Annotated in this window: 14 protein-coding genes and 1 pseudogene; 4 read left to right on the plus strand and 11 right to left on the minus strand. The window is 71.7% G+C overall.

The window, feature by feature from the left end:
- Positions 1–13: 13 nt before the first annotated feature.
- Entirely contained in the window at positions 14–1,171 is a 1,158-nt protein-coding gene (locus tag ACWCXB_RS20105; RefSeq protein WP_450724662.1) for an ROK family transcriptional regulator, read from the minus strand.
- 174 nt (positions 1,172–1,345) lie between these two features.
- On the opposite strand from ACWCXB_RS20105, the gene ACWCXB_RS20110 reads away from it, so the two are divergent.
- The gene (locus ACWCXB_RS20110) at positions 1,346–1,783 is read left to right on the plus strand and encodes a hypothetical protein (protein ID WP_450724664.1); all 438 of its coding nucleotides are present in this window, start codon (positions 1,346–1,348) and stop codon (positions 1,781–1,783) included.
- On the opposite strand, the gene mug is transcribed toward ACWCXB_RS20110, so the two are convergent.
- The 3 genes from mug to ACWCXB_RS20125 are packed head-to-tail and all read right to left on the minus strand — an operon-like array spanning position 1,780 to position 4,665.
- Positions 1,780–2,349 carry a G/U mismatch-specific DNA glycosylase gene (gene mug, locus ACWCXB_RS20115; RefSeq protein WP_450724666.1) on the minus strand — a complete coding sequence of 190 codons (570 nt, stop codon included), beginning with the start codon at positions 2,347–2,349 and terminating at the stop codon, positions 1,780–1,782. The two genes, ACWCXB_RS20110 and mug, sit on opposite strands and share 4 nt — an antisense overlap.
- A gap of 13 nt (positions 2,350–2,362) precedes the next feature.
- Entirely contained in the window at positions 2,363–3,796 is a 1,434-nt protein-coding gene (purB, locus tag ACWCXB_RS20120; protein ID WP_450724667.1) for an adenylosuccinate lyase, read from the minus strand.
- A 59-nt stretch (positions 3,797–3,855) separates the two neighbouring features.
- Positions 3,856–4,665 (minus strand): SGNH/GDSL hydrolase family protein, encoded by an 810-nt coding sequence (locus ACWCXB_RS20125; protein WP_450724669.1) that lies wholly within the window; start codon positions 4,663–4,665, stop codon positions 3,856–3,858.
- A 78-nt stretch (positions 4,666–4,743) separates the two neighbouring features.
- Between ACWCXB_RS20125 and ACWCXB_RS20130 the strand changes: the two genes are divergently transcribed.
- Together ACWCXB_RS20130 and ACWCXB_RS20135 are read left to right on the plus strand one after the other, a co-directional pair.
- The gene (locus ACWCXB_RS20130) at positions 4,744–5,802 is read left to right on the plus strand and encodes a maleylpyruvate isomerase family mycothiol-dependent enzyme (RefSeq protein ID WP_450724671.1); all 1,059 of its coding nucleotides are present in this window, start codon (positions 4,744–4,746) and stop codon (positions 5,800–5,802) included.
- An 85-nt stretch (positions 5,803–5,887) separates the two neighbouring features.
- Positions 5,888–6,196, plus strand: coding sequence for a holin (locus ACWCXB_RS20135; RefSeq protein WP_450724673.1), 309 nt, complete (start codon positions 5,888–5,890; stop codon positions 6,194–6,196).
- Here the strand turns inward: ACWCXB_RS20135 and ACWCXB_RS20140 are convergent.
- The 3 genes and pseudogenes from ACWCXB_RS20140 to ACWCXB_RS20150 all read right to left on the minus strand — a co-directional run.
- Entirely contained in the window at positions 6,184–7,206 is a 1,023-nt protein-coding gene (locus ACWCXB_RS20140; protein ID WP_450724675.1) for a hemolysin family protein, read from the minus strand. The genes ACWCXB_RS20135 and ACWCXB_RS20140 overlap by 13 nt on opposite strands.
- On the minus strand, positions 7,203–8,696 hold the full coding sequence (locus ACWCXB_RS20145; RefSeq protein ID WP_450724677.1) for a hemolysin family protein: 1,494 nt from the start codon (positions 8,694–8,696) through the stop codon (positions 7,203–7,205). The genes ACWCXB_RS20140 and ACWCXB_RS20145 overlap by 4 nt, the downstream gene beginning before the upstream one ends.
- Before the next feature lie 185 nt (positions 8,697–8,881).
- A pseudogene (locus ACWCXB_RS20150) lies at positions 8,882–9,061 on the minus strand (GNAT family N-acetyltransferase); the annotation flags it as partial.
- Between the two features lie 300 nt (positions 9,062–9,361).
- On the opposite strand from ACWCXB_RS20150, the gene ACWCXB_RS20155 reads away from it, so the two are divergent.
- Complete coding sequence (locus ACWCXB_RS20155) at positions 9,362–9,814, plus strand: YbhB/YbcL family Raf kinase inhibitor-like protein (RefSeq protein ID WP_450724679.1); 453 nt, start codon at positions 9,362–9,364, stop codon at positions 9,812–9,814.
- Positions 9,815–9,860: 46 nt separating this feature from the next.
- On the opposite strand, the gene ACWCXB_RS20160 is transcribed toward ACWCXB_RS20155, so the two are convergent.
- From ACWCXB_RS20160 to ACWCXB_RS20175, 4 genes are read right to left on the minus strand one after another with little or no spacing between them, the layout of a single operon-like run.
- Positions 9,861–12,923, minus strand: coding sequence for a hypothetical protein (locus tag ACWCXB_RS20160; RefSeq protein ID WP_450724681.1), 3,063 nt, complete (start codon positions 12,921–12,923; stop codon positions 9,861–9,863).
- Between the two features lie 47 nt (positions 12,924–12,970).
- Positions 12,971–13,627, minus strand: coding sequence for a hypothetical protein (locus ACWCXB_RS20165; protein ID WP_450724683.1), 657 nt, complete (start codon positions 13,625–13,627; stop codon positions 12,971–12,973).
- Positions 13,620–14,210: a hypothetical protein gene (locus ACWCXB_RS20170; protein ID WP_450724685.1), complete on the minus strand. Its 591-nt coding sequence runs from the start codon at positions 14,208–14,210 to the stop codon at positions 13,620–13,622. Before ACWCXB_RS20170 ends, ACWCXB_RS20165 begins: the two co-directional genes overlap by 8 nt.
- Positions 14,197–15,501, minus strand: a complete 1,305-nt coding sequence (locus ACWCXB_RS20175; protein WP_450724687.1) for a hypothetical protein — start codon at positions 15,499–15,501, stop codon at positions 14,197–14,199. The genes ACWCXB_RS20170 and ACWCXB_RS20175 overlap by 14 nt, the downstream gene beginning before the upstream one ends.
- Between the last annotated feature and the right edge of the window lie 256 nt (positions 15,502–15,757).

Genomic DNA, 15,757 nt, shown 5'->3' on the forward strand with positions numbered 1-15,757 from the left:
TTTTCCCGAGAGCTCAGCGGCGGGCCGTCACCGTTCCCTCGACGGCGAACAGCTGCTCCTCCACATGGTCCAGCGCCAGCCGCAGCGCCCCCGTCGCCACCGCGGCCTCGCCGAGCATCGAGAGCGCCACGCGGGGCGGCCGGAGGCAGTAGCGGGACAGCTCGTCGCGCAGCGGGTCGAGCACGCCGTCCAGACCGGCCGCCCAGCCGCCGATGACCACCAGCTCCGGGTCGAGCGCCAGGACGAGCGCCGCCACATCGTGCACCAGCCGCTGGATGAACCGGTCGACGGCGGCCCGCGCCTGCTCGTCCCCCTGCCGGGCGAGCGCGAACACCTCGGCGACCGCCTGTTCGTCCAGGGGGTGCAGCGGTTCGCCGGTCGTCGAGAGCAGCGTCTCGGGCGTGACCTCCCGGCCCAGCAGATGCAGTGCGCCGATCTCCCCGGCCGCGCCGCCGTAACCCCGGTGCAGCCGACCGCCGATCAGCGAGCCCGCGCCCGGGCTCAACCCCGCCAGGACGAAGACGATGTCGTCCGAGTCCGTCGCGGCACCCTTCCAGTGCTCGGCGACGGCCGCGGCATTGGCGTCGTTCTCCACGAGTACCGGGCAGCGGAACGAGCGCCTCAGCCGTTCACCGAGCGCCAGCCCCGTCCAGCCGGGCAGCGCGGTGCACAGCCGCACGGTCCCGTCGGCCTCCACGATCCCCGGCGTACCGACCCCGACCGCACGCAGGGAACTCCGGGCGACACCCGTCCTGCGCAGCACATCGGCGACGACGGTACGCACCCGTTCGAGCCGCTCCTCGGCCGACGCGGTCTCCGACACCTCCCGTGACCCGGCGCCCATGATCCGCCCGTCCAGCTCGGACAGCAGCGCCGCAACCCGGTGCGGGCCGATCTCCACACCCAGCAGATGCCCGGCCTCCGCCCGGAACCGGAACCTCCGCGCCGGCCGCCCCTGCCGCCGGGCCTCGCCCTCCTCGGGCGCGGCCTCCAGGACCAGACCGGCCTCGATCAGCCCTTCGATCACACCCTCGACGGTCGGGCGGGACAGCCCGGTGACCCGGGTGAGGTCGGTGAGCGTGGGGGAGTCGGCGCCCCGCAGCGCATGGAGTACCACCGCGGAGTTGATCCGCCGCAGCAGCGACGGGTCCCCGCCGGTCAGCCGACCCACCGTGTGTCCTTCCAGCTCGTGCGCGTGTCTGCCGGATCGTACTCAATGGCGGCGGGCACGGCGAGCGTCGGCAGAAGGCGTGCGTACCGCACCGCGAGGAAACGCCCCGCGGGGCTCCGGGCCTGTCCACCTGACGGTCCGCCAAATGTCAGTGAGGGCAGGTTTACTGATCCCATGACCATCGCACGGCATCTGGCGACCATCGACCTGCTGCGCGCCCGTCCCTTTCCCGCGGAGCCGGGCAGATCGGACGTGGGCGACAGCGGTCCCGGCTTCCACATGGCCGAGCTCAGCAGGAGCGAGGACTTCTGGGAGGACAGGTCGCGGTGGGAGATCGTGGAGGAGCAGTACGAAGCGGAGCGCGAGGCCCTGGCCCTGCTGCTCAGCGAGCGGTGGGGCGAGGCCCAGGTCTTCGGCCTGGGCTCGCTGCTGGCCAGATCCATCGAGGACGGCGAGGAGATACCGGAGCCCTGGGGGACGCTCAGCAACTCGGTGCCCGATGTGCATCTGTGGCGGGTGGACGGTCGGTGGGTGGTGCTGGGCGTCTCGCAGCAGGACCCCGAGCTGCCTTTCCAGTTGCTGGCGGTCGTCACCGAGACGGACCCGCCCTAGGGGGTGTCTTGGGTGCTCCCCGGGGTGGCCGCGGCCTCCCGCAGCCGGGCGAACTCCTCAGCCATGGTCTGCGCCGTCCAGTGGGCGTTCAGACCGCTGGGGTTGGGCAGGGCCCAGATACGGGTCTCGCCGATCATCCGCGCCTGCGGCCCTATCCGCGCCGTGCGGTCCCCGAAGGCCGTGCGGTACGCGGTGACTCCGGCGACCGCCAGCCAGTGGGGACGCAGCCGCTCCACCATCTCGGTGAGGATGCGGCCGCCCTCGCGGAACTCCTCGTCGCCGAGCTCGTCGGCCCGCGCGGTCGCCCGGGCCGCCACATTGGTGATGCCCAGCCCGTACGTCAGCAGCTCGTCCTGCTCGGACGGGTTCAACTGGCGCGGGGTGAAGCCCGAGAGATGCAGCACCGGCCAGAAGCGGTTGCCGGGGCGGGCGAAGTGGTGACCCGTCGCTGCCGACATCAGCCCGGGATTGATGCCGCAGAACAGGACGGACAGACCGTCCGCGATCACATCGGGAACGAGGCGGTCGCGGGCGGCCTCCAGCTCGGCGGGGGTGAACCGGCTCACGGAGCGATCCGGTTCAGAGGATCGACCCCGGCGCGTACGCGGCGGCGTCCGGGTGCTGCTTGGCGATCTCCTCGATGCGGGCGACCACCGAGGCGACCTGGTCGCCCGCCGCACCCGTGAAGGACAGCTTGTCGGCCATCAGGGCGTCGAGCTGGGCGCGGTCCAGCGGGATGCGGTCGTCGGCGGCGAGCTTGTCGAGCAGCTCGTTGCGCTCGGCGCCCTGCTCGCGCATCGCCAGCGCCGAGGCGACGGCGTGCTCCTTGATGGTCTCGTGGGCGACCTCGCGGCCGACCCCGGCGCGCACCGCACCCATCAGGACCTTGGTCGTGGCCAGGAACGGGAGGTAGCGGTCGAGTTCACGGGCGACGACCGCCGGGAACGCGCCGAACTCGTCCAGCACCGTCAGGAACGTCTCCAGCAGCCCGTCGAACGCGAAGAACGCGTCCGGAAGCGCGACGCGGCGCACCACCGAGCAGGACACGTCGCCCTCGTTCCACTGGTCGCCCGCCAGCTCGCCGGTCATCGAGGCGTAGCCGCGCAGGATGACCATCAGGCCGTTGACGCGTTCGCAGGAGCGGGTGTTCATCTTGTGCGGCATCGCGGACGAGCCGACCTGACCGGGCTTGAAGCCCTCGGTGACCAGCTCGTGCCCGGCCATCAGCCGGATCGTCTTCGCCAGCGAGGACGGCGCGGCGGCGAGCTGCACCAGCGCCGTGACGACGTCGTAGTCCAGGGACCGCGGGTAGACCTGGCCGACGGAGGTGAAGGCATGGGCGAAGCCCAGGTGGCCCGCGATGCGCTGCTCCAGCTCGGCGAGCTTCGAGGCGTCCCCGCCGAGCAGGTCGAGCATGTCCTGGGCGGTACCGACGGGGCCCTTGATGCCGCGCAGCGGGTAGCGGCCGAGCAGCTCCTCCAGCCGCCCGTACGCGACCAGCAGTTCGTCCGCGGCCGTCGCGAAGCGCTTGCCGAGCGTCGTGGCCTGGGCCGCGACGTTGTGCGAGCGGCCGGCCATGACCAGCTCCGCGTACTCCCCGGACAGCTTGCCGAGTCGTGCGAGCACCGCGACGGTGCGGTCGCGCATGAGTTCCAGCGAGAGGCGGATCTGGAGCTGCTCGACGTTCTCGGTCAGATCGCGGGAGGTCATTCCCTTGTGCACGTGCTCATGGCCGGCGAGGGCGTTGAACTCCTCGATGCGCGCCTTCACATCGTGCCGGGTGACCTTCTCGCGCTCCGCGATGGAGGCGAGGTCGACCTGGTCGAGGACGCGCTCGTAGTCGGCGAGGGCGGCGTCCGGCACCTCGATCCCGAGGTCCTTCTGCGCGCGCAGGACGGCCAGCCAGAGCTGACGCTCCAGCTTCACCTTCTGCTCGGGGGACCACAGGACGGCGAGCTCCGCGGAGGCGTAGCGGCCGGCCAGGACGTTGGGGATGCGAGGCTTTGCAGTCACGTGAACGGATTCTACTGGCGGTTTGCGCAGGCCAGCGCCCCGCCCCGATTTGTGGCTTGCTACGAGAGCACGCCGTCGTCATCGAGGAGGAGCCGGCCTCCGGGCTCGTATGCCAGCAGCTCGGGCCGCTTCGCCGGGCGGCCGTCACCGGAGGACCGCCCGGTCAGCCGCCGCCCGATCCACGGCACCAGATGCTGCCGCGCGAAGCGCACGTCGGCCGTCCGCCGGGCCGCCCACCCGGGGCGCACCGCCGGAGGCAGCGGCGCCTGCCAGTCGTCCTCGGCGGCCAGACCCAGTGTCTGCCACACCGCCTCGGCGACCCGGCGGTGTCCCTCACCGGTCAGATGCAGCCGGTCCACGTCCCACATCCGCTGATCCCCGAGGACGGCCGCCCCGTACAGATCCACCACCAGCGCGCCGTGCCGGGCCGCGAGCGCGTCGATGTGGTCGAACAGCTCCTCCATGCGCGGCCGGAAACGCTCCATGACCGGACCGTTGCGGCCGGGGCTGCGCATCAGCACCAGCTGCCCGCACGAGGGCGCGAGCCGCTCCACGGCCTCCTCCAGCAGCCCCCGCACCCGGCCCATGTCGCACTTGGGGCGCAGGGTGTCGTTGAGCCCGCCGACGAGGGTCACCACATCGGCGTTCATCGCGGCCGCGCGCTCGACCTGCTCGTCGACGATCTGTCCGATGAGCTTGCCGCGCACGGCGAGGTTCGCGTACCGGAACCCGGGTGTGCGGGCGGCCAGCCGCGCCGCGAGGAGATCGGCCCAGCCCCGGTACGAGCCGTCGGGCAGCAGGTCGGACATGCCCTCGGTGAACGAGTCGCCGACCGCGACAAAACTGGTGTATGCGGCATTCATCTCCATGGCGGAGCGATCCTACCGCGCGGTATGGTCCGTCGGTTCCGGCCTCTGAGAGCCGGTCCCACGCGGAGGGGAGACCCCGTGAGTGATGCGCTGCTGAACGTCCTGGCCGAGGCTCTGGCGGACGTGGTGACAGTCGTCGAGACCTGCGACGACGACGTCCTCGACCCGGACACGGCCGTCAAATGGCTGGAGACCACCGCCTACCTGCTCGACCGGCTGCCGCCGTCGGACCGGCTCGCCCTCGGCCGGCTCTTCCGAGCGGCCGCACTCAGGCAGCCGGAGGGCGCCTGGCGCGACGATCTGCTGCGGCTGCCTGAAGGGTTCGGGCTCGACGAGGACCAGCACGAGCTCTACTGCGCCGCGATCGACGCCCATGTGCGCCGCTTCGTCGAGACGGTACGGGACGCCGATCCGGCGACGCCCGTGCCGACCTGCCCCGGCTGGGACCTCGCCGAACTGGTCAGGCACCACGGTGCGACCCACCGCTGGATCGGCCACGTGGTCGGCATACGCGCCACCGAGCGGGTCTGGTCCCGTGACGTCCCGCTCGGCCTGCCCGACGACCCGGCGGCGTACCCGCACTGGCTCGCACGCGCGGCCGCGGACACGCTCGCGACGCTCCGCGCCACCGACCCCGACGCCCCCATCTGGTCCCACGGCGCAGACCAGCATGTGCGGTTCTTCCCCCGAAGGCTGCTGTTCGAGGCAGTGATCCATCTCGCCGACGCCGAACTCGCGCTCGGCCGCACCCCGCGCATCGGGCCCGCCACGGCCGCCGACGGCATCGAGGAGTTCCTGGAGAACCTGCCGTACTTCTCCTGGATCGCCGAGCCCGTCGCCGCGCTCACCGCTCCCCTCCAGGAGGGTCCCGCGCCCGGCTCCGACGTCCGCGTCCACGAGGGCGCCTCCCTGCGCCTGAGGGCCACCGACACCGGCGCCACCTGGACCATCAGCCTCCAGGACCAGAGCATCAGCTGGACCAGTACCGCGCGGGGCGAGGCCACCGCCACCGTCGAGGCGGAGAGCGGGGATCTGCTGCTGCTCGTCTACGGCCGCTACGGCCCCGCCGACGCGCGCTTCACGCACAGCGGCGACCGGCGCGTGCTCGACGCCTGGCTCTCGGCCATCTCCCTGTAGCCGACGCGTCGTGGCTGACGCGTCGTGGCCGACTCGTCGACGAGACGGTGCCTGCCGGACACCTCCGACTGGGTATGACCCGTACATGACGAGCTTGAGCCTGCTGAGCGCGGCCTTCTGGACGGCCACTGCCGAACGCGCCATCCGCACCTTCGCCCAGTCACTCGCCGCGGTGCTCGTGGCCGGCGCGACGAGTCTCTTCGACGTCGACTGGCCCGCCGCCCTCGCGACGGCGGGCCTGGCGACACTGCTCGCCGTCCTCACGGCGATCGGCGCGTCCCGGGTCGGCGGGCGCGGCCCCGGCATCACCGAGACCACGACCCGTACCGACCGCCCGAAGACACCGAGACGTCCGAAGCGTGTGGGCGGGACGCCGACGGCTCAGGGGCGCTGACCCGGCGGGCCCACCAGCTCCCTGAGCACGTCCTCCATCGTGACCAGACCGGCGAGCTTGCCGTCCTCGTCCAGCACCGCGGCGAGATGCGTCCGGCTGCGGCGCATCGCGGTCAGCACGTCGTCGAGCGGCGTCGAGGCACGTACCCGCGCGATGGGCCGCATCGCCGTGACCGGGAACGGCGCGTCGCGCGGGAACTCGTCCAGGGCGTCCTTCACATGCAGATAGCCCAGGATCGTGCGCGTGCTGTCGACGACGGGGAAGCGGGAGAACCCCGACTCCGCCGACAGCCGCTCCAGCTCCCCCGGTGTGGTCCCCACCTGTGCGTACACCACCCGCTCCACCGGCATCACCACATCGGCAACCGGCCTGCGCCCGAGCTCCAGCGCGTCGCGCAGCCGCTCGGCCGCCCGGTCGTCCAGCAGCCCGGCCCTTCCGGAGTCCCTGACCAACCGTGCCAGTTCGTCGTCGGAGAAGGTCGCCGAAACCTCGTTCCTGGTCTCCACCCGCAACAGCTTCAGCAGCCCGTTCGCGAAGGCGTTGATCGCGAAGATCACCGGGCGCAGGGCCCGGGCCAGCGTCACCAGCGGAGGGCCGAGCAGCAGCGCCGTCCGCGTGGGCTCGGCGAGCGCGATGTTCTTCGGCACCATCTCGCCCAGCAGCATGTGCAGATACGTCGCCACGGTCAGCGCGATCACGAACGAGATCGGGTGGATCAGCCCGTGCGGCACACCGACGGCGTTGAACACCGGCTCCAGCAGGTGGGCGATGGCGGGCTCGGCGACCACGCCGAGCACCAGGGTGCACAGGGTGATGCCGAGCTGCGCCGCGGCGAGCAGCGCCGAGACGTGCTCCAGGCCCCAGACGACGGCCCGGGCCCGTCGGTCCCCGGCCTGGGCCGCCGGCTCGATCTGGCTGCGGCGCACGGAGATCAGGGCGAACTCCGCGCCGACGAAGAAGGCGTTGACGACCAGCGTCAGAAAACCGATCAAGAGCTGGATGACGGTCATCGCGCGGACCTCCCCCTGTCGGAGCCGTCGGAGTCACTGGACCCGTCGGGCCCGTCCGACCCGTCCGACCCGTCCGAGTCCTTCGGACTCCTCGATCTCCTCGAGCCCCCCAAGCGCCTCCGGCCCGTCGAGCCCTCCCCGCCCTCGGGGCCCTCCGCGCCGTCCGGGCCGTCCGCGTACTCGGATGCGAGCGGCGCGTGCAGCAGCACCCGGGCCGCGCGCCGGCCGGATGCGTCGACGACGTCGAGCCGCCAGCCGGACAGTTCGATGGTGTCGCCGACGGCGGGGATGCGGCCGAGGGCGGTGGCGACGAGCCCGGCGAGCGTCTCGTACGGCCCCTCCGGCACCCGCAGCCCGATCGCCTCCAGCTGATCGGCGCGGGCGGCACCGTCGGCCGACCACAGCGGCCGTCCGTCCGCGTCCTCGCCGGCCTTCACGAGGTCCGGCGTCTCGTGGGGATCGTGCTCGTCGCGGACCTCGCCCACGACCTCCTCGACGATGTCCTCCAGGGTGACGACCCCGGCCGTACCGCCGTACTCGTCGATCACGACCGCCATCGTCCGCTTGCCGGACAGGCGGTCCAGCAGCCGGTCCACGGTGAGCGTCTCGGGCACCAGCAGCGGCTCGCGCAGCAGCTCCGCCACGGGATGGCGGGGCCGCCGCTCGGCCGGAACGGCCAGGACGTCCTTGATGTGCGCGATGCCGACCACGCTGTCGAGGCTGCCCCGGTAGACGGGGAAGCGCGACAGTCCGGTCGCCCGCGTGGCGTTGGCGACGTCCTCCGCCGTTGCCTGGATGTCGAGGGCGGTGACCTGGACCCGCGGCGTCATCACGTTCTCCGCCGTCAGCTCCGCCAGGCTGAGGGTGCGGACGAACAGCTCGGCGGTGTCCGCCTCCAGCGCGCCCTGCTTGGCGGAGTGCCGGGCCAGTGCGACCAGCTCTTGGGGCGTGCGCGCGGAGGCCAGCTCCTCGGTCGGCTCGAGGCCGAGGCGGCGCACCGTGCGGTTGGCCGTGTTGTTCAGATGACCGATGAGGGGGCGGAACGCTGCGGAGAACACCCGCAGCGGCGTGGCCACGACCTTCGCGATCGCCAGCGGCGACGAGATCGCCCAGTTCTTGGGCACGAGCTCGCCGACGACCATCAGTGCGATCGTCGACAGGCCCGTCCCGATGACGAGCGCCAGCGACGAGGCGACGGCCGGGGACGCGCCGAGCGCCTCGAGCGGTCCGCTGATCAGCTTGGCGATGGAGGGCTCGGCGAGCATGCCGACGACCAGATTGGTGACGGTGATGCCGAGCTGCGCGCCGGAGAGCTGGAAGGTGAGTCCGCGCACGGCCTTCAGCGCACTCGCGGCCCCGCGCTCGCCCCGCTCCACCGCGCGCTCGAGGTCGGCGCGCTCAACCGTCGTGAGCGAGAACTCCGCCGCGACGAATGCCCCGCAGGCGAAGCAGAGCAGCACCGCCACCATGAGGAGGAGCACTTCGGTCATCGGTTCACCTCCGTCCCATGATCGGCCAGAGGGAGGAGGATCGCGCGATGTCTGGTACTGGGAGGCTCGTCCATGGGCGGACGCTCACGCCTTTCGTTCATTGGTTCGGAGACCACCCATGGTAAAGGACGGGCAAAGCAACCCTGCTCTGCCCGGCCTTCGTACCCGGCCCGTCGTGCCCGGCCTCAGGTGAACGGCTTCACCCAGCGGCTCCACTCCGGCTGCGGCGCATAGCCGGCCGACCGCCACGCGTGGTGCGCCGTCCCGTTCCGGTCCAGCACCATCGCGTCACCACGCCGCCCGCCCAGGCGTACGAAACGGTCCTCCGCGGCCGCGAGCAGTGCCCCGCCCGCACCGCGCCGCCGATTCCTCGAGCCTGTCGGCCGAATCCTCATGGGCGTCCGTTCGGGCCCAGCCCCGGCCCGCCCCGGGATTGCGGGCAGCGATCTTCTTCCTATGGGTGCGCAGGAGCGCGGCCGATAGGCGAACAATGGTCGTTCTGCCCGCACCGGGCATCCCTCGAGCAGGATTCTCGTCGCCATCTCGTGCTCCCACGCAGGTCCGTCTTACGGGTTCCCGGTGCGCTGGTCGGCGTACTCGGCCGATGGGGTGTTTGGCCCGCCCGGGCCGGTGCCGACCGCGCTGTTCCGGGTAGGGCCGCGCGTATGACTGGAATTCAGCTCACGAGCGCGGCGTTCGACGACCATGCGGCGATCCCTCGACGTCACAGCGGGGAGGGCGACGACGTCTCGCCACCGCTGGCCTGGTCGGCGGTTCCGGACGGTACGTCGGAGTTGGTCCTGCTCTGCGAGGACCCTGACGCCCCGAGCGGGACGTTCCTGCACTGGCTGGTCACCGGTATCGATCCGGGGAGTACCGGTGCGCTGGAGGGGGAGCCACCTCCCGGCGGCCAGGAGTGGCCCAACGGTTTCGGCCGGGTGGGCTGGGGCGGTCCGATGCCTCCGCCGGGGCACGGGGCGCACCGCTACTTCTTCCGCCTCTGGGCCGTGTCGGAGTCGCTTCCCGTGCACGGCCGGCCGACAGCCGATGCAGTGCATCGTGCCGTGAAGGGCAGGGAGTTGGCGAGCGGCACCCTCGTGGGCACGTACCAACGCTGACCGCACCGACGTGACCGGACCGACGGTCACCCGCGTGCCGCATTGCTCACCACCAGGCGCGCCCGGCCAGCAGGGTGTCCGTGGTCAGCTCGACGCGCTCGCCGTTGGCGTCGTAGCCGAACATGCGGGTGGGCGCGTTGAGCGCCTCCGTGTGGCTGGGATAGGTGAAGTAGAGGAGTTCGCCGCAGTGTTCGGCGGCGTCGTCCAGGAGCGACTCCTGGCAGGTTCCCAGCACCGTGATGCCGTGTTCCTGCGTGCTCTTGGCCAAGGCTCCGAGGACGTCCTGGCGATGGTGTGTGCCGAGGGAATCGCCCAGTTCGTCGAGGATGAGCACGCGGCCGCGTGGATGGGGTGAGGCGAGGAGCGCGGCCAGGACCAGATGGATGGAGAACAGCTTCTCCTGCGCCGAGTTGGTGATGTTGTCGTAGGGCAGCAGGGGGCCGTGGGGACTGCGCCGCCAGTACGGTGTCACTTCGCAGCGCCACACGTCCTGCAGGGAGGGCGGCGGGGTGAGCGCACGGTGGAGTTCGGCACCGTACAGGCCGGCGTCGCGGTTCAGCGTGGCGAGGGCGTCTTCGATGTCGCCCAGGGCCTGTTCGAGCCGCAGGGCGATGCTGCCTTGCATGGTGCGCAGGCTTTCGAGAAGGTCGGCGACCTTCTGCTCGCCGAAGGCGATGCGGTCGGCGCGCCCGGCGCGCTCGGCGGCGATGCGCTGGGCGGCCGAGGTGTCGGAGTCGGCGAAGCGGTCGAGCCAGTCCTGGAGAGCGCGGGCGGGCGCTTCGAATGCGGTGGCATCGGCGAATGGGCGGCCGGCACTGTCGTCGCTGAGATTGTTGCGGCGCCGGACAGCGTCCTGGAGTGCGGCGGTCGGCGCGCCGGCACCGGTGTCGGTGTCGATACCGACCGCTTCGAGGGCGTGGTCGAGGTGGCGGCCGGCCCGCTGGCGCAGGGTGCTCTCGCTGCGGCGTTCGGGTTGCGGGGTCTGCCCGTCCACGACCACGGGTGAGGTCGTGGGCCGGCGCAGGGCGCGGAGGGCGGCTTCCCGGCTGCCGCCGTGTTCTTGCCAGTGGGTGATGTCGAGAGCGGCGATCTGCTTCTTGAGGGCCGAGTGTTGTTCGGCGGCCTGCCGTTCGACCGACCGGGCCTTGTCGATCACGCTCTGGGCTTGAGCGTGCTGGAGAGCGCGGGTGGCGTGGGCCACGACCGCTTGCTGCAGCGCGCTCTCGGCAGCGTCACGTGCCTGCTTGCGTCCCGCGGTCCTGCATTGGAGAGCGGCGAGTTCACGTTCGAGCGCGGGGCGCTGGGACCGCAGGCGAGCGGCCGAAGCGGCGGCCTCCAGGCGGCGGACCAGTTCCTCGCACTGCGCTTCGGCTTCCTTGGCCCGGTCACACAGCCGGTGCGCAGCGGCGAGGCCCTGCTCCGCCCGTGCCGCCTCGGTGCGAAGGCGGTCGACGAGGGCGGCTCGGCCGGTGAACGGCTCGGTGAACCCGCCCAGCACGCACAGTCCGAGGGCGTCATCGACCGCGGTGTCCGGGCTGTGTTCCAGGCGCATGCGGGTGGCCAGGGCATCGAGGAAGCCCCGCACGGGCTCGCCTGCGTGTTCATTCGTATCGTCGGGTACGGCGATCAGGACGGCGCCCGGCTGATCGGCCAGGGCTCTGCGGGCGGCGGGGACGTCGGATGCCCGGATGCACACGGCGTCGCCGTACAGCGCCAGGCGCGGCTCCCAAGCTGTGCGCTCCTCGCGGGGCAGGCCGAGGCCGTCCAGCAGCCCTGTGGCGCTGATTCCCGCCGTGCTCAATGTGCTGATCGTCCGTCCGGCGGCACCGTAGTGTCCTTCTTCGGCCCGGGAGAGGTCGTCGCGGGCGCGCTGAAGCCGCGCGTCGGCTTCGGCCAGGCGGACCTCACAGGCGAAGGTGCGTCGATGGGCCCGCCCAGCCTCGCGGCGGGCGTCATCGAGATCCCCCCGGGCCCCGGCCGCGGCGTCCTCGGCTTCTTGGAGCGCCTGACTGTGCGAGGCGAGCCGGTGACGTGCGCTGCTCTCCTCGTCGTGGGCCTGATCCAGCAGCCGCTCGGCGGTCTGCTCGGCGCGTTCTGCCTCATCGCACTGGTGTTCCAGACGCGTGGGGTCCTCGAGCGCGTGCTGAACGGCTTCGGCCGATGCACGCTCGTCCCGGGCTCGTGCGAGCGTCTCGGCTTGATCGTCCAGCGCGGTCTGCAGCTGCTCGGCGCGCTCAAGAGCGTCGAGCAAGCCGCGTGCGTAGTGCAGGACCCACAGGTCCTGGGCGTGGGCGAGTTCCTCGCGCGCGCTGCTGCGCTGAGTGACGGCGCGCAGGGCTCGTTCCTCGATCGCGTGGCTGTCGAGGTCCTCGGACTGGCTGGTCCGCAGCTCGTGCTCCGCTTCGCTCAGGTCATGGCGCAGGGAGGCGTCGGTATCCAGCAGGGAGGCACGGCCGGTGAGCCCGATCAGTGCGGTGCCGATGCCGGCGGGGGTGAAAAGGCCGGTGTCGAGCTTGAGCAGGGAGGGTCCGCCGCGCCGTTTCCCCCGGGAGGTCAGGAAGGCGAGGCAGCGGGGGACGGGCCCGTACAGGGCGGTCGCGTACTGGGTTGCTCCCAGCGAGGACGCCGACGGCAGTCCGCGGTAGAGCTCGGCGGCCTGATGGTGGCGTTCGTCGTCGTCCTGGGCGGTGGCCAGGTGAATGCCGGGGGCGTGCCGGACCTCGACGTAGGTCGGAGTGGCGGACAGCTTCATCCATACGGTGTGGGCGGTGCCGGCGACGTCGTCCGGGGCGGCGAAGAGCCCGGCGATGTAGCCGGTGGTCGCGGGTGCGTAGCCCTGGGCGGCCACCCCGGCGGTCTGCGGCTCGAAGAGCATGTCCGCGACGGTGGCCGGACCGCTGCTGTGCATCCGCCATTCCGGATCGCCGAGGAGCAGGGCGACGGAGGCCAGCCAGCTGGTCTTCCCCGACTCGTTCGCGTCCCTGGGGCCCTTTCCCGAGACGGCGACGAAGCAGCCGGGGATGAGCCCGACCGCAGTGGAGGGGTGCCGGGCGATGTCGAAGGTCTGGACACACAGCAGCTGCCGGTCGCCGATGATCCCCAGGCTCAACGGGGCATCCTCCGGGGGCTGCGCTTCTCGCGGCGGGGTGAGGGTGATCATGGTGCTGTCTCGCGCGAGGGGCAGGGCCGGCGGCCGGGGTGCGGCTGCTCTTGGCGGCGTCGGCGGATGGCCTGTGCGTACATGGAGTCGGGCCGGGTGACCAGGACCAGGTCCTCCCACAGCCGGGTGGACTGGGCGTCGGTGAGGCGCAGCAGCGCGGGGCCGGGCAGCAGGGTGCGGTGGAAGCCTTCCCGTAGCAGGCGTCGTGCCTTGAGGCGGCGTACCGCCGGACGGAGTTGCTCGTAGGTGAAGTACGGGTTGGCGTACAGCTCCTCGACGCTGGTGCCCGGCCCGTCCGTGAGCCAGGTCGCCGAGCCCTGCACGCCGCGGGCTCTGGGGGCTGCCACGGTACGCAGCAGCACCAGGACCAGCACCGCCCGGTCCACAGGGGGCAGGACCCCGATGCCCTCGGCGGCCAGGCGCTCGGCCACGCTGTCTTCGTAGCCGCTGGTGAAGCCCTTGATCCCCTGGTGCTCTCGGAGCAGCAACACGCGGCCCAGCGCGGCCAGGCGACGGGTGACGACCGCCCGCAGCGCATCGCTCTGCAGCGCGGGAAACGCCTCGCGGGGCACGAGCCCGTCAGCGGTTTCCACCGCGGCGACGGCGGCCTGGACCAGTGCCTCGTCGTGGTCGGAGAGCGGAGACTCATTCATCCTCGGCCTCCCACATCGGCGGGACGTCGTCCGGGCCCGGGAGCAGGTCGTGGAAGCGCCGCATGGTTTCGGTGAAGGTGCCGGGCAGCGCGGCCACCGCCGGCCCCAGCCGTAGCCGGCGACCGTCGCGGACGATCAGCAACAGCCATTGCAGTTCTCCGTCGAGGGCCGCCTTGGCGAACTTCACGTCCAGTCCGATGTCACCGGCCGCGTCCAGGATCCCGGCCCGCTCGAAAGCGCGGCCCGGGTACGGGGGCAGGCGCGGGTCCGGCCACGCCTGAGCCAGGCACAGGGCGAAGGTGATCGTCTGGGTCGGGGTGAGCCGGGCGACCGGGTAGGTGCCCAGTTCCTCGGGAACCGGAGTCTCCGACCAGCCCAGCACGAGCGCGCGGCCGGGCGGGCTCGGGCGGCCGAGTGCATCGGCCGGTGCGGGCCACGGGCAGTCGCACTCCACCAGACTGCGCCCTGCGACGCGAGCGACCTCGTCGGCCTGCGCCACAAGGTTCCCCGGAAGACGTTCAGGGGGGAGTGCGCCGCCTGCCCGGACGGCGGCGAGGATCAGCGCCGCGTCAGGGTTCTTCATCACCTTGCTCGCTTGCCACCAGGTCCGGCGGCGGCAGGACCGCCGGGGTCCTTGTGCGGTGCACCGTGACCGGGTGCAGGTGGGTCACCCATGCCTCGCGGTCGATGATCAACTCGGTCCCCATCTCCAACCGGTACGGGGCGTGGCGATCGGCATCCAGCATGATCAGGTCGGTCAGGAGCCGGACGGCCCGCGGCCACCGCGAGCGACGCAACTCCTCCGTCATCTCGGCCCGGTCCTGCTCCAGGAGCATGCGGTCGGCGGCCCGCTCGCGCCGTACCCGTTCCCGTACCGCTCGCTCGGCCACCGCGCCGAACGGATCCCGGTCGGTGGATCCCTTGGGCACCGGGGGCCGGTAGCGCACCCGGTGACGAGGCACGAACGCCTCCAAGGCGTCCACGACAGCCCCGGCGTCGAGCCACACCTGCGGCGCATCCGTCACCAGCGCGACGCCGGCCTCCGCGAGCTGCTCCGGCGGGGCGTTCCGGGCGGCCTCCAGGTACTCCTCGGCCGACAGGACATCGAAGTCCAGCGTCGTCCCGGCGCGGTCCAGCACACGCAGCAGAGCCTGCGCGGCCCAGTGCGCGTACCGCTGCTCGGCCTCGACCATGACGACGGCCTTGTGGGCAAGGTCTACGTCCTTCGGGAAGTGGCGGTTCACCTCGTGATTCAGGCGCAGGACGCGCTGGTTCAGGCCCTGATGGTGGTACTGCCACTCGTCCTCCATCAGCTCCTTCAGCGTGCCGTCGAGGACCAGCGTTTCCAGCTGCACGGCGAATGTCTGGAACACCCACTGGCAGAAAACGATGTTGTGGGCGACCGCTTCACGGTCAGGGTGGTCGCGGTCGAGAAGTTGCTGCGTACGGTCCAGCAGGGCGATCAGCTCGTCGATGCCGCCGCGGCTTTCCAGCCGGTCGCAGATCATCAGGAAGACGGTGCCGAGCGGATGGAAGGAGTGTCGCTTCTGGTGCTTCTTGGACCGGTGGGGACGAATGAGCCGCTCGCTCTCGAAGACCTCCCACCGGGACTCGAACGCCTCCACCGAATAGGCGGGAGAGGCATGCTGCGTGATCCACTCCCACACCTGGGTCTTCGTCACCCCGCCCTGAGCACTGTGAGCCGCGAATCCTTCCGCGATGTCCCGGGTGATCCGCAGGTGCATACGGTCGGTAACGGTGCTCCCACCGTGCCGGGCAGCCGCCCCCACAAAGGTCCGCAGGTTGTCCGACTGCTGTGCGTCGCTCAGCCGCCGGTCTGCGTCAACGCTGGTGTCGTCGTGCACGGGACTCACGCCGGTGCCCCCTTCATGCAGGGCCCTCCGTGTCATCATCCCCGCACCAGGTCCGGCCTGCCAGCCATGACCGGATGTGCATGTGGCGCCCATGTGGGCCGGCCTGCCAGTTGTCGTCCCAGGGGCGGTGATCAAGAGCATGCGCGCCCGCAGAGGGCGTCAGGCGGCGGTCGCGCAGCCGCGTTGCCCAGAGCACGAGGGGGAGCAATCGGTGGAGGGAGGCTGCCATGGCGGTGACGAAGGCAGCTGCTGGAGG

It is taken from the genome of Streptomyces sp. NPDC001514 (assembly GCF_053597075.1).